Consider the following 25,736-nt stretch of genomic DNA (forward strand, 5'->3'; position numbering starts at 1 on the left):
ACGAAAAAGGGCGCTCTGCCGTAGCGGAGCGCCCCAGGGGGGGAGATAAAGGGGCCTGCCTGACGGCAGGCCCCTTTCGCTTATTTGAACGATGCGCGGACCGAGAAGCTGAAGCGGCGGTCGGCGATGAACCAGTTGCGCGGACGCGTCAGCAGATTGTCGTTGATGACGTACGAAGTCCGCGTCACCGAATTGCTGAGGTTCACGCCCTGGAACCCCATCCGGATCGACGGCGTCACCGCATAGAAGATCGATGCGTCGAGCTGGCCGTATTTCTCCGCATAGACCGGTGCGAACGGCGTGATCACGTCGCGGATCGTCAACAGGTTGCGCGACCGCCAGTTATACGCCGCCCGCAATTCCAGCCCGTTGCGCTGATAAAACGGCCCGATGTTGAACTGGTACTTCGACAGCCCCTGCAACGGCAGCTTGCCGGTATCGACCGACGAGATGATCCCCGCCGCGACGTTCGGATCGCTCGGATCGAGCTGCTGCTGCGACACGCCGGTCGAATGCACGTAGGTGAAGTTCGCCGACAGCCCCAGGCCACCCAGCACCGATGGCAGGAAGCCGTAGGTCTGCTGATACCCGACTTCGAACCCACGCACCTTGCCGGTTTCCGCAGAATTCAGCGGCGTGGTGACGATCGCATCGAACGTCGCGCCGTTGTTGGTGAAGCTCAGCCGCTGCGTACCGACCGACTGCACCCCGTACAGGTTCTTGGCGAACGCCGAGAAGGTCAGCTGGCCGACGCTGGAGAAATACCATTCGGCTGTGAGGTCGTAATTGTCGGCACGCACCGGTTTCAGCTGCGGGTTGCCGACGTCGAAGATCGCGACGGCGCCGTTGTTGAACAGGATGGTCTGGTCGCTGGTATTCAGGTTGATGTTGTAGAACGACCGGGTCTGACCGAAATCGGGCGGTGCCACGCTCTTGTTGAACGCGGCACGGAACTGCAGCCCGCCACCGACGGCCAGCTTCAGGTTGAAGGTCGGCAGGAAGTAATCATAGGTCAGCTTGGAGTCGTTGGGCACCAGCGCACCGTTCTGGAAGGCCACCGCGGCCTGTTGCGTCGCCGCCGGGAGCGCGCAGAACCGCGAGATTGCCGAGCCATCCGCAGGCGGGACGCAGTTGAACGACTGGTTGGGGAACGAGAAGAACCCCGACGAGACGCGCTTCGTCCTGGTGTAGCGCACACCGAGGTTGCCACTGAGGTTCCAGCCGTTCGACAGGTCGTTGCCGAAGCGCACCTCGGCATAGGCGGCGTTGTTGCGTTCACTGACCGGGTTGACCTCGCCGGGCAGGAACGGCGTCCCCGCGATCACGCCGGAGCGCTGCGCCAGCGGCACCCAGCCGTCGGCACCCGAATTGGTCGAGGTGAAATCACGCCATTCATGCGCGATCTGGCTGATCTGCTGAACCGCTGCGCCGTAATCCTGCAACGCGCCGCCCGGGTAGAAGACGCGCCCGCCATTGGACGGATCGTTCGCCTGGCCGCGGAAGAAATTGTCGTACAGGAACGCCTGCTGCGGACCCGTGGCACCCGTCGTGCGCGTCGCCGGGTTGCCGTCGATCGGACGATCGAACCACACCGGACCGCCAGCGCCGACCGAAGCCCCCGTGGCATCGGTGCCGCCGCCCCAGATCTCGCTGAGCACGCCCCAGTTGTACGCGGTCGACCGGGCTTCGTTCTGGCGATCGGAGAAGCGATAGCCGGCGCGGATCGAGGTCAGCCAGCTGTCTTCGGGGAACGAATAATCGAGGTCGATGCGCGCGGCATCCTCGTTGCCCTTGCTGTCCTCGATATGGTCCATCGCGGATCGGTAGAAGCTGTTGTACGGATCGAGATAGCTCGGATGCGCGGCGTTCTGATAGTTGTTCGGCGTGTTGGTCACCGGGATGAAGTTCACATAGGCCGGATCGGTGCCGTTCAGGCGGATATCGGCATTCTGATAGGTCGTGCCCCAGACGGTCAGGTCGGTGACGTTCACCTTCGACCAGACATGCTGGTAATCCACCGTGACGCCCAGCCGCGTCGTCGGCTGCCACTTCAGGTTGAAGCTGGCGTCGTTGGTGACATAGCGCGAGGTGTTGCCACGCGCGATGTTGTTGCTCTGCAAGCCGTTGGTCGGCGTGCGCATGTCGGTGCCCTGGTCGGCGCGATAGCCGTTCGGGCCGGTGATCAGGCCGCTGGTGAACGCATTGTCGGCGTCATAGCTGAAGCTGGTACCGGGGAAGGGCTGCGAATCGCCCGCGCTGAGCACGTTGTCGGTCGCGACCTCGATCGAATTCTCGGTCCACGCCTCACGCGAATCGGAGCGCAGGAACTGCGCGGTCGCGGTCATCTTCTCGTCGTTGCTGCGCCACTGGCCAGCCGCCGAATAGCCATAGCGCGTGCGGTTGAATTCCTGGCTGCGGATCGCCGCGCCGCGCGGCACGTAGACCGTGGTGCCGACGTTGGGCGCGTTGTTGGCGTCGAGCGGCTGGAGCAGCGCCCCTGCCCCGGTCAGCACGCGCTCGCCCCAGTTCGAGATCTGCACGCTGTCGGCGCGCGACCGGACTTGCGACCGGACGAAGCTGCCGAGCAGGCCGAACTGGCCGATGCTGGTGTGCCAGCGGTCGCTCGCCAGTACCGACACCGTCGGCGCCGACTTCTTGACGAAATCGCCGTAATTGTTCTCGAGCGTGCCGCCCATCGTCAGGCCGGTGGAGTCGAACGGCAGGCGCGTGCGGAGGTTGACGGTGCCGGCGATGCCGCCCTCGATCATGTCGGCCGACGGGCTCTTGAAGACGTCGACGCCGCCCAGCAGTTCGGACGGCACGTCGGCGAACGACAGGCCGCGGCCGTTGTTGGCGCTGAACGAATCGCGGCCGTTGATCTCGGAGCGCGTGTAGGTCAGGCCGCGGACGACGACGCCCGACCCTTCGGTCGAGAAGTGATCGGGATCGACGCCGGCGGAGAAGTGGCTGATCGACACGCCGGGAACGCGCTGCAGCGCTTCGGTGACCGAGCGGTCGGGCAATGCCCCGATATCCTCGGCCGAGATCGAGTCGACCACGACCTCCGAATTCTTCTTGATCGCCTGTGCGCTCTGCAGGCTGCGACGGATGCCAGTGACGACGACGTCGTCATTGCCGGCCTTTTCCTGCGGCGTGGCGGTGGCCTGTTCGGCCGCAGTCGGTACGACTCCGCCCGATGGCACCTGCGCGTTCGCCGAAGGCTGTGCGGTGGCGCCCGAGGACGACTCGGAACCGGCCGCCGAAACCTGATTTGAGGATGCGGTACGCTGTCCCGCGCTGGGAGCCATCGTCGATTGCGCGGTCGCGCTGCCTGCTTGCTGAGCAATTGCCAGATTCGGCGTCGCCGCAAGGCACAGTGCGATCACCGATACGCCGCCCTTGAGGGCAACCGCACGACCGGAAACATCCACGGAATTCGTCTTTTTCATCACGCCCGACACCCTCACCTTGGTAGCGCTAACATTAAACTGTAGCGTCTTGTGCGAAAGAAGCGGTAGCGGGGCTGTCCTTCCGCAGCTAGAGGTAAAACAAGAGGATTATCGAAATGACTCAACCGTTGCATTGTTACAACACTGTGAATGACGCGAAATGAGCGCAGCGCCAAAGACACGTATTGTCATCGTTGGTGGCGGTACCGCGGGCTGGATGACGGCCGCGACGCTGGCGATGAGCTTTGCCGGGCGGACCGCAGACGTCACGCTGGTCGAGTCGGACGAGATCGGTACGATCGGCGTCGGCGAAGCGACTGTCCCACATATTCGTTTCTTCAATCAAAGATTGGGTATTGAGGAAGCGGATTTCGTCCGGCGCACCAATGCGACCTTCAAGCTCGGCATCGAGTTTCGCGACTGGGCGCGAATCGGCGACAGCTACATCCATCCGTTCGGCGATTTCGGGCACGACATCGCCGGCCTGCCGTTCCACCAGCATTGGCTGCACGCCGCGCGCAACGGCGACGAGGATGTGCCCTCGCTCGAGGCTTGTTCGCTGCCGATTGTCGCCGCGCGCACCAACCGCTTCGCACCCCCGCTAAACGATCCCCGCGCGGTCGGATCGACCTATTCCTACGCCTATCAGTTCGATTCCACGCTCTATGCGGCCTACCTGCGCGACTATGCGGAGGCACGCGGCGTGGTGCGGATCGAAGGCCGCGTCGACGCGGTCGAACAACACGCCGGCGGCATCGCGGCGGTCCGCCTCGCCAACCACACGCGGATCGAGGGCGACGTGTTCGTCGACTGTTCGGGGTTCCGCGCGCTGTTGATCAAGGGCGCGCTTCAGGCCGGGCACGAGGACTGGTCGCATTGGCTGCCGTGCGATGCCGCCTGGGCGGTGCCGAGCGCGAACGTCGGGCCGCTCACGCCTTATACCCGCGCCACCGCGCGCGAGGCGGGCTGGCAGTGGCGGATCCCGTTGCAGCACCGCACCGGCAACGGCCATGTCTTCTCGACCCGGTTCACCGATCCGGAGCGTGCGCGCGAGATCCTGCTCGCCAATCTGGAAGGCGAAGCGCTCGCCGAACCGCGCATGCTGCGCTTTAGGACCGGGCGTCGGACCCGCCAGTGGATCGGCAATTGTATCGCGATCGGGCTGTCCGCGGGGTTCCTGGAGCCGCTCGAATCGACCAGCATCCATCTGATCCAGCTGGCGATCGGCAAGCTGGTCGAGCTGTTCCCGACCGACGGCATGCTCGATACCGCAGACGCCGCCGAGTTCAACCGCGCGATGGCGCTGGAATACGACCGCGTCCGCGATTTCCTGGTGCTGCATTATTGCGCAACCGAACGCGACGACACGCCGTTCTGGCGTCACATGCGGACGATGGACCTGCCCCCCTCGCTCACCGAAAAGATCGCCGGGTTCCGTGATCGCGGCATCGTCGCGTCGTACCGCGAGGGGATGTTCCTGCCCGCCAGCTGGCTTGCGGTCTATTATGGCCAGCGGATCGTGCCCGAGCGCGTCAATCCGTTGATCGCCGACCTGCCCGTCGCGGAGTCGCGCGCAAGGGTCGCTGCGGTCGCCGCCGCGTGTCGCGCCGCCGCCGATGCGATGCCGTCGCATGACGATCATCTCGCGCGGATCAGGACGGCATGACCCGGACCGTTGCTATCGTCGGCACGACGCTGTGCGGCTGGATGACAGCCGCAGCGCTTGCCCGCCGTCTGCCAACGGGGGCGTATCGCGTGATCGTCGTCGACGACAGCGCGGGCGGCGATGGCTTGGGCGACTTCGCACCGGTGATCGCAGTGCCCCCCGCGCTAGCTGGATTCCATACCGACCTCGGCATCGACGAAGCGATGCTGGTTCGCGCCACGGGCGGCGGCCATGCGCTGGGCGTTGCGTTCGGCGGCTGGCGGGCCGACGGTGCTGCGGCGTTCCTCTCCTATGGCGAGACCGGGGCGCCGCTCCAGGGTATCGCCTTCCACCATCTGGCGGGTCGGTTACGCGCCGCCGGCCAGACGATCCGGCTTGCCGACTATGCACTGTCCGCGGTGGCCGCGCAGGCGGGCCGGTTCGCGCCCGACGCGCCGATCGCGCATGCGCTGCATTTGCCCGTCGAGCGCTATACCGCGTTGCTTCGCGCCACCGCGCTGCGGCTGGGCGCCACGCTCGCCGATGCACCGTTCGCCGATGCGCGGATCGACGGGGACGGCGTCGTCGAGGCACTGACCCTCACCGATGGCAGCACGATCGACCCGCTGCTGGTGCTCGACTGTTCGGGCAGCGCGGCACGGATCGCCGGCCGGACGTCGCCCGCGTTCGAGGACTGGTCGGCGTGGCTGCCCTGCGACCGCGTTCAGGCCGAGACGGTGCCTGCCAACGGTTCGCCACCGCCCTACACGCAGGTCGATGCGCTCGACGCGGGATGGGTCGCGACATGGCCGCTCGACGGTGCCGACGTGCGGCTGACCTGCAGCCGCGGCGGCCCCGGCACGCCGTTCCGCGCGGGTCGCCGGATCGAGGCGTGGCGCGGCAACTGCATCGCGCTCGGCGCCGCCGCCGGCGTGATCGAACCGCTCCACCCGACCGCATTGACGCTGCTGCTGCGATCGCTCGCGCAGCTGATCCAGCTCTGGCCCGCCGACCCGCATGCGCCCGTCGAAGCGGCAGCCTTCAACCGCGCCGCGGCCAGCGCGATCGAGGGCGCCCGTGATTTCGTGGTCGCGCATTATGCCGTTGCCGGTCGCCCCGGCGCGTTCTGGGACGAACGCCGCGCCGCCTCGGTTCCCGCCACGGTCGCGGCCAAGCGCGACCTGTTCGCCGCGCGCGGACGGCTGCCGATGGTCGACGACGAGCCGTTCGAGGAGGAGGACTGGGCGGCGATATTCGATGCGTTGGGAGTGATCCCCCGCCGCCACGACCCGCGCGCCGACGTCGTACCGCTCGACACCATCGAGCGCCATCTTGCCAGCCACCGCGCGCGGATCATCGCACAGGTGCGCGCACTCCCTCCTTACGCAACGGTGACCGCATGACGATTGGTGAGCCAGTTCGCCGCATCGTCATCGTCGGCGGCGGTACCGCTGGCTGGATGGCGGCCGCCGCACTCGCCCGCCTGATCCCGACCGGCGCCAGCATTACCCTCATCGAATCCGACGCGATCGGCACCGTCGGGGTCGGTGAGGCGACGATCCCGCCGATCCGCGCGTTCAACGCGATGCTGGGGATCGACGAAGCCGAGTTCCTCGCCGCGACCGCGGGCAGCTTCAAGCTCGGCATCGAATTCGTCGACTGGGGTGCGATCGGCGAGCGCTACCTCCACCCGTTCGGCGGGTTCGGCTTCGACATCGAGGGCGTCCGCTTCCACCAATATTGGCGCCGCCGCCGCGCCGCCGGGGTGGTCGAGGATATCGAGGCCTATTCGCTGTGCGCGGTCGCCGCCCGCGCCGGCCGGTTCGCGCCCCCCTCGCCCGACCCCGCGTCGATATTGTCGCAGATGGCGCACGCCTATCATTTCGACGCCGGCCTCTACGCACGCTTCCTGCGCGGCCGCGCCGAGCGCGACGGCGTCGTTCGCATCGAGGGCGAGGTCGTCGATGTCGCGCTCGACGGGGAAACCGGGCATGTCCGCCACGTCCTGCTGGCGGGCGAGCGTCGGATCGAAGGCGATCTGTTCCTCGACTGTTCGGGCTTTCGCGGCCTGCTGATCGAACAGACTCTCGGCGCCGGCTATGAAGACTGGACGCGCTGGCTGCCCTGCGACCGCGCCGTCGCGATGCCGACCGCGAATGCCGGTACCGCGATCACCCCATACACCCGCTCCACCGCGTGCGCGGCCGGGTGGCAATGGCGCATCCCGCTGCAACACCGCACCGGCAACGGCTATGTCTATAGCAGCGCGTATTGTTCGGACGACGAAGCCACAGCGACGCTGCTCGCCGGAGTCGACGGCACGCCGCTGGCAGATCCGCGGATGCTGCGGTTCACCGCGGGGCGGCGGCGGAAACAGTGGATCGGCAACGTCGTCGCCCTCGGCCTCGCGTCGGGGTTCACCGAACCGCTGGAATCGACCAGCATCCACATGGTACAGACCGGCATCTCCAAACTGCTCGCGCTGTTTCCCGACCAGGGGTTCTCGCCGGTCGAGATCGACACCTACAACCGGTTGGCGGAGACGCAGTTCGACCAGGTCCGCGACTTCCTCGTGCTGCATTACCATGCCACCCGCCGCGACGATTCGCCGTTCTGGCGCGATATGGCGGCGCGTCCGATTCCCGACAGCCTGAGCGAGAAGATCGCATTGTGGCGACGGCGGGGGCGGCTGTTCCGCTGGGAGGACGATCTGTTCGCCGAGGCGAGCTGGGTCGCGGTGCTGCTCGGCCAGGGTATCGTGCCCGAAGGCTGGGACCGCCTCGCCGACGGGGTCGATGCCGGCGATGTCGACGCACGGTTCAACCGGCTGCGGACGATGTTTGCGGACGCCGCGTCGCGGATGCCGCGGCACGAGGATTATCTCGCACGCACCTGCCCAACGCGCGTGCGGGCATGAGCGACGCCCTGCGCTCGGTCGTGATCGTCGGCGGCGGCACTGCGGGCTGGATGGCGGCGGTCGCGTTCAGTCGCCTGCTCGGTCCTGCCGGCACACGCGTGACGCTGATCGAATCCGACGCGATCCCGACGATCGGTGTCGGCGAGGCGACGATCCCGCCCATCCGCACCTTCCATGCGATGCTGGGGATCGAGGAGGACGCGTTCCTGCGCGCGACCGGCGGCAGCTACAAGCTCGGCATCCGCTTCGAAGGCTGGACGCGCGCCGGCGAATCCTATGTCCACCCGTTCGGCCAGATCGGGACCGACATCGCCGGCGTGCCGTTCGCCGCGCAGTGGCTGCGCGCGCGCCAGGCCGGGGCGGCGGACCCGCTCGGCCGATATTCGCTCGAGGCCCGCGCCGCCGAAGCCGGTCGCTTTTCCCGCCCGATCGCCAATGGCAATTCACCGCTCTCGCGGATCGGCTACGCCTATCACTTCGATGCCGGTCGCTATGCGGCGTTCCTGCGCACCATCGCCGAGGGGCACGGCGTCGTCCGTCGCGAAGGGACCATCGAACGCGTCGAGCGCGGGCCGGCCGGCATCGCGGCGGTGCACCTTGCCGATGGCAGCCGCGTCGCCGGCGACCTGTTCCTCGACTGCTCCGGCTTTCGCGCGCTGCTGATCGAGGGCGCGCTGGAAACCGGCTGGACCGATTGGGCGGAATGGCTGCCCTGCGACCGCGCCGTCGCGGTGCCCTCGGCGGCCGACGCCGCACCGTTGCCGCTGACCCGCGCGATCGCCGAACGCGCCGGGTGGCGCTGGCGCATCCCGTTACAGCACCGCACCGGCAACGGGCACGTGTTTTCCAGTCGGCACCTCAGCGACGACGAAGCGATCGCGACCTTGCTCGCGGGGCTCGACGGCGAAGCCCTGGCCGAGCCGCGCGTGATCCGCTTCGCGACCGGCCACCGCAACCGCTTCTGGAACGGCAACTGCATTGCGCTCGGCCTTGCCGCGGGGTTCATGGAGCCGCTCGAATCGACCAGCATCCATCTCGTGCAGAGCGGGTTGCAGCATCTGTTGCGGATGCTGCCGACGGGTGCTGTCCCCGCGCCCGCGATCATCGAGCGGTACAACCGGACAATGACCGCGGAATTCTTGCGGATCCGCGATTTTCTCGTCGCGCACTACCATCTCAACGCGCGCCCCGAACCGTTCTGGCGCGAGCGTGCGGCGGCACCCATCCCGGAAGGGCTGGCCGAAAAGCTCGCACTGTTTCGCGCCGGCGGCCGCATCTTCCGCGAGGCCGACGAACTGTTCAACGAGACGAGCTGGCTTGCGCTGCTGACCGGGCAAGACGCGCGCGTGACCGGGCACGATCCGATCTGTGACGCGGTGCCGATCGAGGCGGTCGCCGACCGGCTGGCCGGGATCGAACGCGTCGTCGCTACCTCGCTGACGCATATGCCACCCCATGCCGAGGCGCTGGCGCGGCTGGGATCGAACGGAGCCATCTGATGCCGCTACTCCTTGCCATGGTGGCTTCGGCGATCAACCTGAACCAGCCCGGGTTTCGCGCCGACGATCCCAAGACGGCGATCGTTGCCGATGCCGCAACGCGCCCGCTCGACTGGAGCATCGTCGACGATGCGGGCAGAACGGTGCTGACCGGCCGGACCAGCGTCGGCGGCGATGATAGAGCGTCGGGCGATCACGTCCATGTCGCGACCTTCACGACTCTGACCCGCCCCGGCACCTACCGGGTCCGCATCGACGGCGCGGAGAGCGGACGCTTCGCCGTCGGGCGCGAAATCTATGCGCCGCTGGCCCGCAACGCGCTCAACTTCTTCTACCAGCAGCGTGCCGGAATACCGATCGACGCACGCTGGGCCGGTGCCCGTTGGGCCCGCGCCGCCGGCCATCCGCATGAGCTCGCGACCGGCTTTTCGGGCGTGGACGAAAAGGGCAATCGCTGGCCCGGCTGTCGCTACACCCTGGACGTCACCGGGGGCTGGTACGACGCCGGCGACCAGGGCAAATACGTCGTCAACGGCGGCATCGCGGTATGGACGCTGCAAAATCTGTACGAGAGCGGCTTTGCCCGCCGCGTGTTCGCCGACGGCCAGGCGAAACTCCCCGAAGCCGGCAACGGCCGCGACGACCTGCTCGACGAAGCACGGTGGGAAGTCGAATGGATGCTGCGGATGCAGGTCCCCGGCGGAACCCGCCTGGCCGTGCCGGTCGGTCCGCAGGATCCTTCGGGCAAGCTGACGCTGACCGAGGTCGACGCCGGCGGCATGGTGCACCACAAGGTCGCCGATGCGCACTGGACCGCGTTGCCGACCGCGCCAGCCGACGACAGGGAAACGCGCCTGCTCTACCCGCCCTCGACCGCCGCGACCCTGAACCTGGCGGCCGTTGCGGCACAGGCTGCGCGGTTGTGGCGACCGATCGATCCGGCCTTCGCCGCGCGCTGCCTCCGCGCGGCGAAGGCGGCGTGGACCGCGGCACAACGCAACCCTGCGATCTTTGCGGCACAGGGCTTCACCGGCAGCGGCGGCTATGGCGATACCGCCCTCGACGACGAACGCGCCTGGGCCGCCGCCGAACTGTTCGCCACCACCGGCGGCGCCGCCTATCGCAAGTCGTTGCCGACCGGCGCGACGGGCGAACCCGGCTGGGCCAGCGTAGCGCCGCTCGGAACGATCACGCTCGCCACCGCGAACGGTATTCCGCCAGCGATCCGCACCGCGGCGCGCGCGTCGATCATCGCGGCGGCCGACCGGTCCCTCGCCGAGATTCCGCAGTCCGGCTACCGCATCCCGTACGCCTCGCAGAGCTATAGCTGGGGCTCGAACGCCACCATCCTGAACCGCGCGATGCTGCTCGGTCTGGCACAGCGTTTCACCGGCGACGCGCGCTACCGCGCCGGCGTCGTCGATGCCGCGGACTATATCCTCGGCCGCAATCCGCTTGGCCAGTCCTATGTCTCGGGTACCGGATGGAAGCCGCTGACCAACCCGCATCACCGTTTCTGGGCGCACCAACTGTCCGCCGCGTCGCCGCCCCCGCCGCCGGGCGCGCTGTCGGGAGGCCCCAACAACACAGCGATGGCCGACCCGATCGCGATGAAACTGAAGGGCCACTGCGTGCCCCAACGCTGCTGGGCGGACGACATCAACGCCTATGCGCTGAACGAGGTGGCGATCAACTGGAACGCGCCTTTGGTCTGGGTCGCGGCCTATCTCGACGGCGACTGATTAGCGTCGCTGGAGCGACTTCAGCAGGTAACCGCGGATTCGTTCGGTACGGTCGGGCGATGCCGGTCCCAGCACGCCTCGCGCTGATGAGGGTAGATGATCGCCAGCCGCCGTCGCATCGTCGCTAAACACATAATGCTCGAACCATGCGCGCCACCCCGCCTTCTCCGCAGCCGGGCGATCGCGGACCGCCATCATCGCATGGACCATCGCGTGGAACGCCGACACGGTCGGGTCGAACGCCCACCAGTAATTGCACAGCACGTTGAGCGTCCCGAACGCCTGGACGTGGTGCCACCAGATCGCCGGGATGAACAACGCATCCCCCGGTCCCAGATCGGCAACGACGGCATGCCCGAGCGCCTCCGCATAGCGCGGATAGCGATCCAAATCGGGCGCCAGCGGATCGACCATGCTCGACGGCGGCCCTGCCAGCGTCCGGTCGAGCGGCCCGAGATACAGATTGCCGACCTGATCGGGCGGAAACAGCGTGAAGCGGCGCTGCCCGGCGACGACGCAGGCGAGGTTGGTCGAGCCGTCATAATGCGTCGCGGTCTGCGACCCGTTCCCGATCCACAGTCGCGGCGTCGCCCCGCCCAACGGCAGGTCCAGGGGATTGGCCGCTGCCCAGCCCGGCAGATGCTCGGGCGCGGTGGCGGCGTTGGCATACAGGATATGCCGTTCGCCCTCCGGCACCTGCGCCAACCGCAGCAATTCACTCAGCAACACGCCCAGCGGCGCTTGCTCGCGGTGGAAGTTGAACCCTTCCAGATTGTCGCCGCGATAGAAAAAGCGCCCCCCGAATTCGGGGCCGCCGATCAGCACCTCCATCGGCTTGCCGCCATCGCCGAGCCCCGCGAGATATGCCGCCGCCGCCTGGTCGCCACCGCACGCCCGCACGCTGGCCCAGTGCGCCACCTGCCCCCGCAACACGATCGGCGTCGCGCGCCCCGCCACTTCAGCGGCAAAGGCGGCGGCATCGACCGCGTCACGTTCGTCGACACGGGCATCGGTGGCGGCAGGATGGGCGATCTTCATCTGACGATATTATCCGCGGTTTTCACGTCGCGCCATCATAATGCCTGATACATCGCGCGCGCTATCGTCGATCAGCTCCGGTTGGTCGACATAGGGCGTGACCTGAACATTGTCCCCAAGCATCGCCAGCGCCTTGTCATGGGAGGCCTGCCAGCGTGCATTGCGGGTGGTGACGTGCGGTGCAGCCGACGATCCGGCGAGAGCGGGCATAATCCGGGGCGGCACCGGCAGTGCTGGCCGTCACGAACACGCGGCGGTCCGTCAGTCGGCCGCGGCAACCGGGTGGTCGACCTGGACCCAGTCGATATCGACCGACCCGCCGGGCGCGCCGCGGGTGAAGTTGAACAGTGCGGGGCGGGATCCCTTCCACCAGGAGAAGCGTGCGAGGGCGATGGCGTCGCCCATCGGGCGGAACGACTTGCCGTCCAGGCTGTAGCTGTAGCGCACGGTCTGTTCCGGGCCGACGTCCGCGCGCAGGTCGACGACGCCGCCGTCGATCGCGGGTCCGGCGGTTTCCACGCCCTTCACCGCCAGCGTCACGCGCAGGCGCCCGGCGTCGCGTGCCACGCCGATCCAGCTCGGGCCGACGCCGAACAGCGACAGCCCGGCGCGCTGACCGTCGCGCATCTTCGTCGCATCCAGCCGCATCGTGATCCGCGCGCGCGGGCCCTGGAGAATCTGCGTCAGGGTGTTGCGCGCGGTGACGAGATGCTCGGCGGGACCGGCGATCAGCCGCAGGAAACCGGGGCGTGCGGTCAGGCTCCAGCGGCGGTCGTCGGGGTTATGGTTCCATTCCCATTGCAGGCCGAGCCGCGGGCCGGAGAAACTGTCCGACTCGTGCAGGGCATCCCTGGTCGAGGGGCTGCCGGTATCCGGCATCGCGAACGTCGCCACCGGCTGGCCGTCGGCGCCGATCACCGGCCAGTCGTCCTTCCAGACCAGCGGTTCCAGATAGGCGATGCGGCCGAACGCGCCGGTGCTGTTGAAATGGACGAACCACCCCTTCCCCGACGGCGTCTCGACCCAGCCGCCCTGGTGCGGGCCCTGTAGCGCGGTGGTGCCCTGGCTCAGCACGACGCGCTGTTCGTACGGGCCGGTGATCGCACGCGACCGCAGCGCGACCTGCGCGCCCTTCTCGACCCCGCCGAACGGCGCGAGGATGTAGTAATAGCCGTTGCGCTTGTAGAGCTTCGGCCCTTCGAGGATCGGCAACCGGGCCTTGTCCTCGACGATCACGGTGCCGGCATCGAGCACGCGACGGCCGTCGGGCGACATCCGGTGGAGGATCAGCGGCCCGGCACCGTGGCGCGAATGGACCAACCAGGCGGTGCCGTCATCGTCCCAGAACGGACACGGATCCTCGAGCTTGGGCTGGTCGATCACCAGCACCGGCGGGTCCCAAGGCCCTTCGGCGCGTGCGGCGCTGGCCATGAAGATGCCCTCGTCGGGGGTCGCGAAATAGACGTAGAAGCGCCCGGCATGGAAGCGAAGCGACGGCGCCCAGACGCCGCCCGCATAGCGCGTGCCCCCGATCGGCTTGGAGATCGCGTCGGTCAGCGTGTGCGGCCCGGGCATGTCGTATTCGGGCGCGAACGGCAGGCGCGGCAGGACATGACCGACGATCGTCCAGTGGACGAGGTCGCGCGACCGCAGGATCGGGATGCCCGGCGAGAAATGGAAGCTGGAGGCGACCATGTAATAATCGCGGCCGACGCGGATCACGTCCGGGTCCGAATAATCGGCGTAGAGGATTGGGTTGGCATAGGTGCGCGGCGTCGCGCCCGATGCCATCGCACAGAGCGCGAGCATCGGCGCGGTCGCCAATATCCAGCGGCGATAGGCCAAATGCATCTCTCCCCTTGCAGCCGATTACCGGCCGTCTTGACCATCACGATAGCGCTATCGACACATCCTGCCAGATGTTTTGCGGATATCTCGCGGCGCACACAGCAAGTTCTGAGATCATCAACGTCCCTGATCGTTCGCATTTGTCGCATTTACACAGACAATAGGCGCGGCATTTTCCACGAACCGGGCGGGATCGCGGTGTGGAACCGTCACATGCCGAACGTTAGCCGATTTCATTACTCATGGTACCGCTACCGCTTGACATTCATTCCCGATCCAATAAAGAATGTTCCCATATTATGAAATGAGTCGTCATTTCGTGGTGTGATAAAAGCGGGACGAACCCGTGGCAACAGGGACGATCGATGGTGCGATGCCGCGGTCGAAAGGGAGGATAGCATGAAGGCTTTGGTCCAACGCCGCCGTACGCGCATCATGTGCGGGACGATGCTCGCATCACTCGGCATGGCATTCCATCCAGCCGACGCGCAGACCGCGCCGCAGCCGAGCACGGCAACCGCGCCCGCCCCCGCTGCGGACCCCGCCACTGCTGCAGACCCCGCCGCGCAAACCCCTGCCACAACAGCGCAGGCCGATGCCGCCGCGACCCCGACCGCGCAGGGCGATGCCGCACCGCCCGCCGACATCGTCGTGACCGGATCGCGCATCGCGCGCACCGGCTTCGACGCCTCGACCCCGGTCAGCGTCGTCAATGCCGCCGACATCAAGCTGTCGGGCAACGTCAACGTCGAGCGCACGCTGTCGCAGATCCCGCAGGCGGTCGGCTCGCAGCTGGGCGGCGCGACCTCGAACACGGTTCCGGGTGGCTATGCCGACGTCAACCTTCGCGGCTTCGGCTCGACGCGCAACCTGGTGCTGGTCAACGGCCGCCGCTTCGCGATCTTTGGGCCGGAACAGGTCACCGATCTCAACACGATCCCGTCGAGCCTGGTCGAACGGACCGAGATCGTCACCGGCGGATCGTCGGCGGTCTACGGATCGGACGCGATCACCGGCGTCGTCAACTTCATCATCCGCGACGATTTCTCCGGGATCGAGGCGCGCTCGCAGGTCAATATCGATCGCCCCACCGGCACGCCCGTCTACAATGTCGATCTCACCGCCGGCACCAATTTCGCCGACGGCCGCGGCAACATCGTCGTCGCGGGCAATTACCTGAAGCGCGGCGCGATCACCCGCGGCGATCGCGGCAGCTTCGCCTACGACTCGCTCAACGATGGCTGCGTGACGCGCGACAGCGTCAGCGCCAACGGCAAGGGCACGCCGTTCACGCCCACCGGCGGTCTCGGCTGTGTCGCTGGCGGCGGTGCGCTCGGCTTCATCGCGGGCGGCAGCGGCGACATTCCCAATGGCCGCTTCTCGGGTATTCCCGCGGCCGGCGGCAGCAATGCGGCGCTCAACACGGCCTATGCCGCGGCGGGCCTGAGCCAGCTGACGACGCGCGGCTTCACCTTCAACGATGGCGGCACCGCAGCGCGGCCGCAAATCACGCCGCAGGACGATTTCAACCTCGGCCCCGACAATTACCTGATCCAGCCGATGAAGCGCTGGATGGCCAACGGCTTTGCGCATTTCGATTTCAGCGATGCGCTGACCGCCTATACCGAGCTGCATTACAGCCGGAACACCGTCAACGCGCGCCTGGCCCCGACCAATGTCGGTTCGCCGACGCTGTTCAACGTCAACAATCCGTATCTGACCCCGCAGCTGCAGGGCGTACTCAACCAGCTCGACCTGGCCGAGACCGGCACGACGACCGTGACCAGCGGCACCACCAGCCGCACGACGGTGCGCGGCGACGGGCTGGCCGTGCTGACCGCCGGGCGTCGCTATGTCGAGGTCGGCCCGCGGCTCGCGCAGGAACAGCGCAACGTCTTTCGTGGTGCGTGGGGGTTCCGCGGCGCGCTCGGCGACGTTTCGGAGGGCTTCCTCACCGACCTGAAGTACGACGCCTATTACACCTATGCGCGCAGCAAGGACACGCTGTCGCTCGACAATGCGATCTCGCGCAGCCGGTTGCAGGCGAGCCTGTTGTCGGCCGGCGGCGCGGCCCCGGTCTGCAACATCTTCGGGCAGAACATCAGTTCGGCGTGCGTCTCGGCGATCTCGATCAGCGCTGTCAACACCACGATCGCCAAGCAACAGGTCGCGCAAGGGAGCCTGACCGGTACGGTGTTCCAGCTCCCCGCAGGGCCGGTCGGTTTCTCGTCGGGCTTCGAGTGGCGCAAGACGAGCGCGCAATATTCGCCCGACGCGTTCCTGTCGTCGGGCGACGTCGCCGGCTTCAACCCCGGCCTGCCGACGCGCGGCAGCGTCAACGTGAAGGAGGTATTCGGCGAGATCCGCGTGCCGCTGATCCACGACACGCCGTTCATCGAGAGCCTCGTCGCCAATGGCGCGTTCCGCTATTCGAAGTACAGCCTGGGCGGCATCGGCGGAGTGTGGACCTATCTCGGCGGTCTCGACTGGCGCGTGAACCGCGACCTCGCCTTCCGCGGCCAGTATCAGCGCGCGATCCGTGCGCCCAACGTGTCCGAACTGTTCGGCGGCGTCACCCGCGTCGTCGGCGTCGCGACCGATCCGTGCTCGAGCCGCGCACCGGTGGCGCAGCAGACCGCGGCGGTCCGTGCGGTGTGCGTCGCGACCGGCGTGCCGGCAGCCAACGTCTTCACCTCGGTGGTGCAGCCCAACACCATCATCCCAGCCGATTTCGGCGGCAACACCGCGCTCGGCGCCGAGAAGTCCGACACCTACACGGTCGGCGCAGTGGTGACGCCGCACATGGTACCGGGGCTGTTCCTCAGCGTCGATTACTTCAACATCAAGCTGGACGGCGCGGTGTCGTCGCTGGGCGGCGGGCTGCAGAACACGTTCAACCTCTGCTACACCGTGCTGCAGGATGCGGGCAGCGAGTTCTGCCGCGCGATCGCGCGCAACCCGACCACGGGCGAGATCAACGACCCCTATGTCGCGCGCATCCTCAACGCCAATACGGGCTCGCTGAAGACGTCCGGGCTCGACTTCGCGGCGCGCTATCGCCTCGATCTCGGCTTCGGACTGCCGGGCTTCGGCACCAGCAGCAAACTGGAATTCGGGACCAACTATACCTGGCTGGCTGAGTTCACCTCGACCCCGGTCGCGGCCTTCCCCAACATCCAGAACAAGTGCGCCGGCTCGTATGGCCCGACCTGCGGGCAGCCGCTGCCGCGCTGGCGCGGTACGTCGCGGCTGACCTGGACGATCGACGACCTCAGCCTCAGCGTGCGGCATCGCTATATCGGGCCGGTCACCACCGACCGCTTCGTCGTGCCGCTGCGCCAGGGCTCGGCGGCGACGCCGACGCTCGACAGCATCGCGTTCCCGAAACTCGGCGACGAGAATTACTTCGACGTGTCGTTCAGCTATGATCTCGCCAAGGGCGTGGAGGTGTTCGGCGGCGCCAACAACGTCTTCAACAACAACCCGCCGATCACCACGCAGGGGCCGGGCTCGAACACCTTCGCGGCGACCTACGACGTGCTGGGGACCGAGTTCTTCCTGGGTGCTACGCTGAAATTCTGACCAGACGTCCACCGGGAGTGACGAGAATGACCTTGGACCGCCGTTCGATCATCATGGGGGCCGGGGGACTTGCCGCGCTCTCCGGTGCCACCGCCGGCCGCGGGGCGCCCGTTGCGACGGGTGCTCCCGGTGGCTGGCCCGCCGGCTGGGTCGACGTCCGCCAGCACGGCGCGACGGGCGACGGCACGACGATCGACTCGCCCGCGTTCAACCGCGCGATCGAGGCGGCGGCAGCGCGCGGCGGCGGCACCGTGCATGTCCCCGCCGGCACCTATGCCTGCTACACGATCCGCCTGAAGAGCCGCGTCACGCTGCATCTCGACAATGGCGCGACGATCCTCGCCGCCGCCCCCAGCGGCACCAACGGCTACGACCATGCCGAGCCCAATGCGTACGACGCCTTCCAGGATTTCGGGCACAGCCATTGGAAGAACAGCCTGATCTGGGGCGAAGGGCTGCACGACATCGCGATCGTCGGCGCCGGCCTGATCTGGGGCAAGGGCCTCGGCCGCGGCGACGGCAAGGACAATTGGCTGAAGGACCCCAACGGTCCCGGCACCGGCAACAAGGCGATCGCGCTCAAGAACTGCCGCAACGTCCTGCTCCGCGACTTCAAGCTGCTCGAGGGCGGTTGGTTCGCGCTGCTCGCGACCGGCGTCGACAATTTGACGATCGACAACCTGCTCGTCGACACCAACCGCGACGGCTTCGACATCGACTGCTGCCGCAACGTCCGCGTCAGCAACTGCACCGTCAACGCGCCCTATGACGACGCGATCTGCCCCAAGAGCAGCTATGCCCTCGGCGAACCGCGGATTACCGAGAATCTGACGATCGCAAACTGCCTGGTCACCGGCAACTACAGGATCGGATCGGTGATTGACGGCACTTGGCAGAAGATGCCCGCGTCGTTCGCCAAGACCATCCACGGCCGGATCAAGTTCGGCACCGAGACCAATGGCGGCTTCCGCAACATCGCGGTCACCAACTGCATCTTCGAGGACAGCCGCGGGCTGGCGTTCGAGACCGTCGACGGCGCGATGATCGAGGATGTCGTGATCAGCAACATCACGATGCGCGGGATCGTCGACGCACCGCTGTTCTTGCGGCTCGGCCGGCGGATGCGCGGGCCGAAGGGCCGGCCGATCGGCACCATGCGGCGCATCCTGATCCAGAACATCGTCAGCTCGAACGCCACCCTGCTCCCCTCGGTGATCGCCGGGCTCGCGGGGCATCCGATCGAGGATGTCCGCATCAGCGACGTCTTCCTGCACCAGCTCGGCGGCGCACCGGCGGCGATGGCGCGCGTCCAGCCGCCGGAGGAAGAGCTCGGCTATCCCGAGGCGACGATGTTCGGCGACCTTCCCGCGACCGGGTTGTTCGTCCGCCACGCGCGCAACCTCGAGCTCAGCAACATCGAGATCGCGGTCGCCGCCGCCGATCCGCGCCCGGCGTTTCGGTTCGAGGACGTCGCCGACGCTGATGCGTTCAGGGTCAAAGTGCCCGCCGGCATCGGGTTTTCGCTGAAGGACGTCACCGGGTTTCGCAGCTTCGGCAGCCGGACGGTTCCGGACCGGACGCTACCGGGGCCCTTCACCGGCGAGGTCTGAGTCCGCGTAAAAACGGCGCCGGCATCGCTGCCGGCGCCCAGGTCGCGCGAGGGGAAACGCCGCGCGTTAGAATTTAACCGTGGCACCTGCCGTGAACGTGCGGCCGAGGCGGGTTTCGAACAACGTGTCCTCGCGCTGGCTGTCGATGAACAGCGTGTTGCGTTCGTCGGTCAGGTTCTGCGCCTCGAGGATCAGCTTGAAGTTCTTGGTCAGGTTGTACGACGCCGACGCATCGACGAACAACGTCGAGGCGTTGGCGCGGACGTCGCTGTCGTTCGCACCCGACGGAATGCCGCGGTTGAACTTGGCGCGGTAGCTGGCGGTACCGCGAATACTGAAGCGCGTATCCTCGTAATAAAGCGTCCCGCTCGCCGCGTTCTTCGACAGGTCGATCAGATCGTTGACCGTCGTCTGGACCGGCGAGAGGATATAGGTGATCTTCGATTTCACATGCGTATAGCTGCCGAGCACGCCGAAGTTCGACAGGAAGCCCGGCAGGAAGCTGAGCTGGACCTGGGCGTTGACCTCGACGCCGTTGAGCGGGCCGCCCGGCGTGTTGTTCGAGCGGTTGACGGTGAAGATATCGGCCGGCGTCGACGGCGTTCCGTCCAGCAGCGCGTCGGGCAGGCCGAGCGAACTGTACGGCACCTGCTCCGAGATCGACTGGATATAGGTCTCGATGTTCTTGTGGAAATACGCGACCGACAGCAGCGAGCCGGGCGCGAAATACCATTCCAGCGCGGCATCGAAGGTGTTGGCGCGGATCGGGTCGAGGAACGGGTTGTTGACGGTGCCGGTGCGGGTGGCGACCGTGACGCCCGATACCGGCGTCAGCTGCCCGAGCTCGGGACGCGACATCACCGCGGCGGCGGCGAAGCGGGCCTGGAGCTTGGGCGTGATCTCGGCGACCAGGTTGATCGACGGCAGCCAGTCCTCGTACGAGCGGTTGACGTCGCCGCGCTTCCCGACCGTCGGATATTGCGCCCCCGCGGGCGCTGCGACCGGGATGTAGCCGAACGAATCCTGCTTGGTATGGACATAGCGGACCCCGGCATCGCCGCGGACCGTGAACGGCAGCACGCCTTCGGTATTGAACGTCGTCATCAGGTATCCGCTGGTGACCTGTTCGCGCACGCCGGAACGCGCCGCGCCGCATTCGACACCGCAATACTGGAAGCTGTCGAACCCGAACGCCTCGCGCCACTTCTTCGAATCGATCGCCGCGAATGCCGCCGGGCCCGAGCCGAGCAGCTTGCCGAAATCGGTGATCTGCTGTGTGATGCTGGCGAGCGTGGTGCCCGCCGGCAGCGCGCGGACCGCGACCTGGCTGGGGATCAGGTTCTGGCCGCGGATCTGGAAGTCGCTCTCGCGGAACTGGCCGCCCGCCTTGATCGCGAAGTTGTCGACGACGTTCCATTCGAGGTTACCCTCGAACGTCTTGTTGCGGGTATCCTGCGTCAGCGGTCTGCCCGCGGTGCTGAAGCCGCCAAGTACGCTGAAGTTGCCGTCGGGGCTGGGCGCGTAGCTGAAGTTCGCGGGGTTCGAGACATCGGTGCCGAAGCCGATCGTCGGAATGTTGCCGCCGTTGCGGAAGTCGATCGAGAAGCCGTCGGCGTCGATGATATCCATGAACGTCTGCAGCCGCATCGGGCTGTAGAAGCGGGAATGCGAATAGCCCGCGAGCGCAGTGACCTTGAAGCGGTCGGAGAAGCGGTGCTCGAAGTTCAGCGTGCCCTGCTTGAAGGTGGAGATGAACTTGTCGACCAGCCCTTCCGACCGGATGTCGACGCCGTCGAACAGGCCATATTGCAGCGAACCGAGCGAATCGAATGCGATGTCGCGTACCGACGTCATCGGCTTGCCGCTGTTGGTGGCGGTGCGGCCGAACGAGATCGCGCCGATGTAATTGTCGCGGCGCTCGACATCGAAGCGCGAATAGAGCCCGTCGAGCGAGATGTCCGTATTGGCGTCGGGGCGCCATTGCAGCGATAGCGTGCCGCCCATCCGCTCGGCGTCCTGCTCCGAATTCACGTAGCGCGGGATACGCGGCAGGAAGGCGCCGCCCCCGGGCTGGTTGGTGATGCCGCGCAGACCTTGGATGGTGTTGTACGCCGCGGTCGTGCCGGTGCGCGGATTGTTGGTGCTGCAATTGGCGGCGTTGACACCGCGCGTCGCGAGCTGCGCCGCGGTCTGCCCGGCGGTGTTCGCTGGCGTGACCCCGACCGGTGAACAGAAGCCGCCGTCGATATAGGCGGGCAGGATGTTGACCGCGGAATAGCCGACTTCGCGCAGGTTGCGCTTGCCGTAGGCGAACGAGCCGAGCACGCCGATCGTGCCGTCGGCGAACTTCTTCGACACCAGCACCGAGGCGCGCGGATCGACGGTCTTGGCGAGTTCGTTATAGATGCCGCGCGCGGTGGCGGTGAAGACGAAGTCGGTCTTGAAGTCGAGCGGATGCGGCGCCTTCAGATCGACGGTCGCGCCGAGCGATCCTTCCTCGACATCGGCCGACGGTGTCTTGCGCACGGCAAGCGCGGAGAAGATCTCGGTCGGGAAGGCGTTGAAATCGAAGCTGCGGCCCGAATTGCCGGCACCATAGATGTCGGATGCGCCGGTCTGCGACGTGCCTTCCATGCCGTTGATGCGAACGCGGGTGAACGCGGCACCCAGCCCGCGGACCGAGATGTTCTTGCCCTCGCCGCCATCACCGCGCGACAATGCGACGCCCGGGATGCGCTGCATCGATTCCGCGAGGTTGGAATCGGGGAACTTGCCGATATCCTCGGCAACGATGCTGTCGACCGAGGCGGTCTCGTTGCGCTTGATGTTGATCGCGGAGTTCAGCGAGGCGCGGAAACCGGTGACGACGATGTCCTGATCCGCGCCCGGCAGGTCCGGCGTGGTGGTGCCGGTCGGCGTGTCGGTGGGCGGAGTCGTCGGTTCGGTGCTGGATGGCGTCGCTGGCGGGTTGGTCTGCTGCGCAGGCGGGGTGGTCTGCTGTGCAACCTGCGCTGCAGCAGGCGCGGCGGCCAGCGCAATCGCCAGAGCCAGAGCCGACACGGTACCGCGTGCAGACAAGGCCGCATGGCCCAACGGCGTGTTCATCGTCACTCCCCCTCTAAACACGGAGAGCCGTCGTGTCTTGGCGACCCGACTATCCTCTCCGACCCTGAACCATTCTTCTTATGCCACCGGTATCACCGATCTTTCGGAGCGTGTAAAGTACTTATAGGACAACATCTCAATAGATGAGAAGGTGTAGATATTTGGCAGCTATCGTGACCTAATGCCGCTGTATTTCGTCTTTCTCCGACCGTTGCTACCTGAAACCTGAGCAAGGGTTCCGGAAGCGTGTAAACTGACCAGGGCGCGCACGCCGTCAGCGAAAGACGTTGCCCTGCCCGTTACCGGAATCGATCGGACCGCCGCCGCGCAGCATCGCAATCACCTCCGCCCCCGCCAGCAGCACCGGGCCATAGCCGTGCGCAGCGCGGACACTGCGCGGGCGATAGTAATAGAAGGCCGGATCGAAGCCGACGCCGGTGCCGACGCAGACGTCCTCGACCTCGCCTGCCGCGGACACCTTGGTCGATACGCCCTGCCATGCCAGCAGCGCGATCGGCGCATAGGCGCGACGGTCGATCCAGCCGCGATTGATCGCGCGCGCCATAGCATAAGCGTACATCGCGCTTGCCGAGGTTTCGAGATAGCTGTCGGGCCGATCGAGCAGCTGGTGCCACAAGCCGGTCCCCGACTGCACCTTGGCAAGCCCCGCGACATGCGCCTTCAACTGCGCCAGCACCGCGGGACGCCCCGGATGGTCGGCGGGCAACACGTCGAGCAGCTCGACCATCGCCACCACCGCCCAGCCATTGGCGCGACCCCAGTGGAACGCCGGGTGGGGGTCCATCCCCTCCACCCAGCTGTGCATGTAGAGACCCGTGTCGGCGACGAACATGCGCTGCGAGAATTGCAGGATCTGGCGAACCGCGTCGTCGTAATAGCGCCGCTCACCGGTCAGCGCACCCATTTGCGCGAGGCCGGGGACGCTCATGTACAGATCGTCCAGCCACAAGGTCACCGGCAATGGCCGCTGCCGCGCCAGCGTGCCGTCGGGCATGCGGAACTGGCGGTTGGCGATCCAGTCGAGATACACGTCGATCTGCGGGCGGACGTTCAGATTGGCGAGCCCGGCGCGCTGCACCTTGATGAGTGCCGCCGACATCGCGCCGGAATCGTCGAGCCGATCGGGTGCCAGCATGTTGCGGACCGGCGTCGCGTCCACCCTCGCGCGGCTCGCGCGATAGCGGGCGGCAACATCCGCGACGAAGTTGACGCGATCGGCCGCGTAGCGGGTGTAGCGCGGGTCGCCCGTCACGTCTCCGGCGAGCAGCGCACCCGAATAGGTCACCCCCCACTCGTAGCTGGTCAGCCCGAACCCCGGCTTGAAGACATTGCCGGGCACCAGCCGCCGCAGGTCCACCGCGGCGCCGTGATCGTCGACCATCCCGATCGGTGCCTCGCGCTCGATATAACCGAGCACGCGGTCCATCACCGTCTTGATCGCCGCCGGGGACGTATCGCGGTAGGGCATCGGATAGGCCGGCGACATCCGGGTCGGCGCATCACCCTCGTCGATCACAGCGGCCTTATCGGCTGGCTTTGGCCCCTGCTGCGCCGTGGCGGGTACGGCCAGCAGCGCGGCGGCGAAGACCGTAATTGGCGCCGCAATTCGCTTGGTGGCTCGATTCCTGGCTGCCATCACCCTCTCCCTGTCCTGCGACCCGCTTTCCCGGATCGTTCGATCTTGTCGTACAACAGGGCCTTGTCGGGGGAAAGAACCTTGATTCCGAACGGATCGGTGTACGATGATCGCAGCCGGAGCCGCATTCGGCACGATGGGAAGACGCACATGACGTATCTGCTGAACCGCCGCGCCTTCGTCGTCGCGAGCGCGGCCTTCTCGACCGGGGCCCACGCCCGCCCCGAGCCCGACGACGATTGGGCGCGGGCGCGCGCGATTGCCGCCCGGGTGCGAGTGCCGCGGTTCGCGCGCCGCCAGTTCGACATCCGCGCTTATGGTGCGACGCCCGGCGGACGGGTGCTGAGTACGCAGGCCTTCGCCGATGCGATCGCTGCCTGTGCCGCAGCGGGCGGTGGCCGCGTGCTGGTGCCGGCGGGGCGCTGGCTGACTGGCGGAATCCAGCTGGTGTCGCGGGTCGAACTGCACTTGGATGCCGACGCGACGATCCTGTTCAGCACCGATGCCGCGCACTACCCGATCGTCGCCACCCGCTACGAAGGGGTGGAGCTGATGAACTATGCGCCGCTGATCTACGCCAGCGACGCGCAGGACGTCGCGGTCACCGGACGCGGTACGATCGACGGCCAGGGCGCCGCCTGGTGGTCGTGGAGCGGTGGCAAACATTATGGCTGGCACGAGGGACTGCCAAGCCAGCGCGCGGCCCGCGACCGGCTGTTCGCAATGGCGGAAGCCGGCGTCCCGGTCGCCGAGCGACGCTTCGGCGCGGGTGGCTATATCCGGCCCAATCTCCTGCAATTCCAGCGGTGTCGCGGCGTGTTGGTCGAGGGTGTGACCCTGCGCGATTCGCCCTGCTGGAACGTTCATCCCGTGCTGTCGAGCAACGTCACGATGCGCGGCGTGACGGTGACCGGGCTCGGCCCCAACAACGATGGCTGCGACCCGGAATCGGTCGACGGCATGGTGATCGAACGCTGCGTTTTCGACACCGGTGACGATTGCATCGCGATCAAATCCGGCCGCAACGCCGACGGGCGGCGGCTGGCGACACCGTCGCGCGACATCCTGATCCGCGGCTGCACGATGAAGGCCGGGCATGGCGGCGTGGTGATCGGCAGCGAGGTGTCGGGCGGCGTCGAACACGTCTTTGCCGAGGATTGCACGATGAGCAGCCCCGACCTCTGGTATGCGCTGCGCTTCAAGACCAACGCCGTCCGCGGCGGCCGCATCGCGCACATCCGCGTCCGCAACATCACCGTCGGACAGGTAAGCCGCGCGGCCCTGACCTGCGACTTCAACTACGAAGAGGGCGCAAACGGCCGCTTCGTCCCCGAACTCGACGATGTCGTGGTCGAGCGCCTGACGGTTGCCAACACCGGCCGCGTGCTCGACTGCCAGGGGCTGCCCAAAGCCCCGGTCGGCCGGCTAACGCTGCGCGATTGCCGCTTCGACCGGGTGCGCGAACCGAGCATCGTCCAGCGGATCACGGCGCTGACGCTGGAGCGCGTGCTAGTCAACGGCAGGCCCGTTACAAGCCTGTGATGGGCCCACTTGTCATATAGGCGCTGCGCGATGCGGTGAGGCTCGTTGCGGGCGTAAGCTGTCAAAGGCCGACGGGAACGGTCTCGGGCGTTGCGAGGACGC

General features: G+C 67.0%; 14 protein-coding genes. 8 read left to right on the forward strand and 6 right to left on the reverse strand.

Features of this window, described 5'->3' with window-relative positions:
* Positions 1–80: 80 nt before the first annotated feature.
* Positions 81–3,449, reverse strand: coding sequence for a TonB-dependent receptor (locus SJY20_RS15025; protein WP_380787719.1), 3,369 nt, complete (start codon positions 3,447–3,449; stop codon positions 81–83).
* Positions 3,450–3,609: 160 nt separating this feature from the next.
* Between SJY20_RS15025 and SJY20_RS15030 the strand changes: the two genes are divergently transcribed.
* From SJY20_RS15030 to SJY20_RS15050, 5 genes are read left to right on the forward strand one after another with little or no spacing between them, the layout of a single operon-like run.
* Positions 3,610–5,115, forward strand: coding sequence for a tryptophan halogenase family protein (locus SJY20_RS15030; RefSeq protein ID WP_380787720.1), 1,506 nt, complete (start codon positions 3,610–3,612; stop codon positions 5,113–5,115).
* A complete protein-coding gene (locus tag SJY20_RS15035) occupies positions 5,112–6,497 on the forward strand; it encodes a tryptophan 7-halogenase (protein WP_380787721.1) in 1,386 nt (461 codons plus the stop codon). The genes SJY20_RS15030 and SJY20_RS15035 overlap by 4 nt, the downstream gene beginning before the upstream one ends.
* Positions 6,494–8,011 (forward strand): tryptophan halogenase family protein, encoded by a 1,518-nt coding sequence (locus SJY20_RS15040; RefSeq protein ID WP_380787722.1) that lies wholly within the window; start codon positions 6,494–6,496, stop codon positions 8,009–8,011. The genes SJY20_RS15035 and SJY20_RS15040 overlap by 4 nt, the downstream gene beginning before the upstream one ends.
* Positions 8,008–9,510: a tryptophan halogenase family protein gene (locus SJY20_RS15045; protein WP_380787723.1), complete on the forward strand. Its 1,503-nt coding sequence runs from the start codon at positions 8,008–8,010 to the stop codon at positions 9,508–9,510. Before SJY20_RS15040 ends, SJY20_RS15045 begins: the two co-directional genes overlap by 4 nt.
* Positions 9,510–11,252, forward strand: coding sequence for a glycoside hydrolase family 9 protein (locus SJY20_RS15050; protein WP_380787724.1), 1,743 nt, complete (start codon positions 9,510–9,512; stop codon positions 11,250–11,252). The genes SJY20_RS15045 and SJY20_RS15050 overlap by 1 nt, the downstream gene beginning before the upstream one ends.
* Here the strand turns inward: SJY20_RS15050 and SJY20_RS15055 are convergent, their stop codons facing one another.
* The 3 genes from SJY20_RS15055 to SJY20_RS15065 are packed head-to-tail and all read right to left on the reverse strand — an operon-like array spanning position 11,253 to position 14,141.
* Complete coding sequence (locus SJY20_RS15055; protein WP_380787725.1) at positions 11,253–12,290, reverse strand: cupin-like domain-containing protein; 1,038 nt, start codon at positions 12,288–12,290, stop codon at positions 11,253–11,255.
* A gap of 9 nt (positions 12,291–12,299) precedes the next feature.
* Entirely contained in the window at positions 12,300–12,500 is a 201-nt protein-coding gene (locus tag SJY20_RS15060; protein WP_380787726.1) for a hypothetical protein, read from the reverse strand.
* 51 nt (positions 12,501–12,551) lie between these two features.
* A complete protein-coding gene (locus SJY20_RS15065; protein WP_380787727.1) occupies positions 12,552–14,141 on the reverse strand; it encodes a glycoside hydrolase 43 family protein in 1,590 nt (529 codons plus the stop codon).
* A 396-nt stretch (positions 14,142–14,537) separates the two neighbouring features.
* Here SJY20_RS15065 and SJY20_RS15070 point away from each other — a divergent pair, with 396 nt between their 5' ends.
* Entirely contained in the window at positions 14,538–17,720 is a 3,183-nt protein-coding gene (locus tag SJY20_RS15070) for a TonB-dependent receptor domain-containing protein (protein WP_380787728.1), read from the forward strand.
* Positions 17,721–17,746: 26 nt separating this feature from the next.
* On the forward strand, positions 17,747–19,330 hold the full coding sequence (locus SJY20_RS15075; RefSeq protein WP_380787729.1) for a glycoside hydrolase family 28 protein: 1,584 nt from the start codon (positions 17,747–17,749) through the stop codon (positions 19,328–19,330).
* 66 nt (positions 19,331–19,396) lie between these two features.
* Here the strand turns inward: SJY20_RS15075 and SJY20_RS15080 are convergent, their stop codons facing one another.
* Together SJY20_RS15080 and SJY20_RS15085 are read right to left on the reverse strand one after the other, a co-directional pair.
* A complete protein-coding gene (locus tag SJY20_RS15080) occupies positions 19,397–22,435 on the reverse strand; it encodes a TonB-dependent receptor (protein ID WP_380787730.1) in 3,039 nt (1,012 codons plus the stop codon).
* A 274-nt stretch (positions 22,436–22,709) separates the two neighbouring features.
* Positions 22,710–24,092 carry a glycoside hydrolase family 105 protein gene (locus tag SJY20_RS15085; RefSeq protein ID WP_380787731.1) on the reverse strand — a complete coding sequence of 461 codons (1,383 nt, stop codon included), beginning with the start codon at positions 24,090–24,092 and terminating at the stop codon, positions 22,710–22,712.
* A gap of 150 nt (positions 24,093–24,242) precedes the next feature.
* On the opposite strand from SJY20_RS15085, the gene SJY20_RS15090 reads away from it, so the two are divergent.
* Entirely contained in the window at positions 24,243–25,634 is a 1,392-nt protein-coding gene (locus tag SJY20_RS15090; protein WP_380787732.1) for a glycoside hydrolase family 28 protein, read from the forward strand.
* Positions 25,635–25,736: the final 102 nt, after the last annotated feature.

Source organism: Sphingomonas sp. R86521 (genome assembly GCF_042466235.1).
Classification (GTDB): Bacteria; Pseudomonadota; Alphaproteobacteria; order Sphingomonadales; family Sphingomonadaceae; genus Sphingomonas.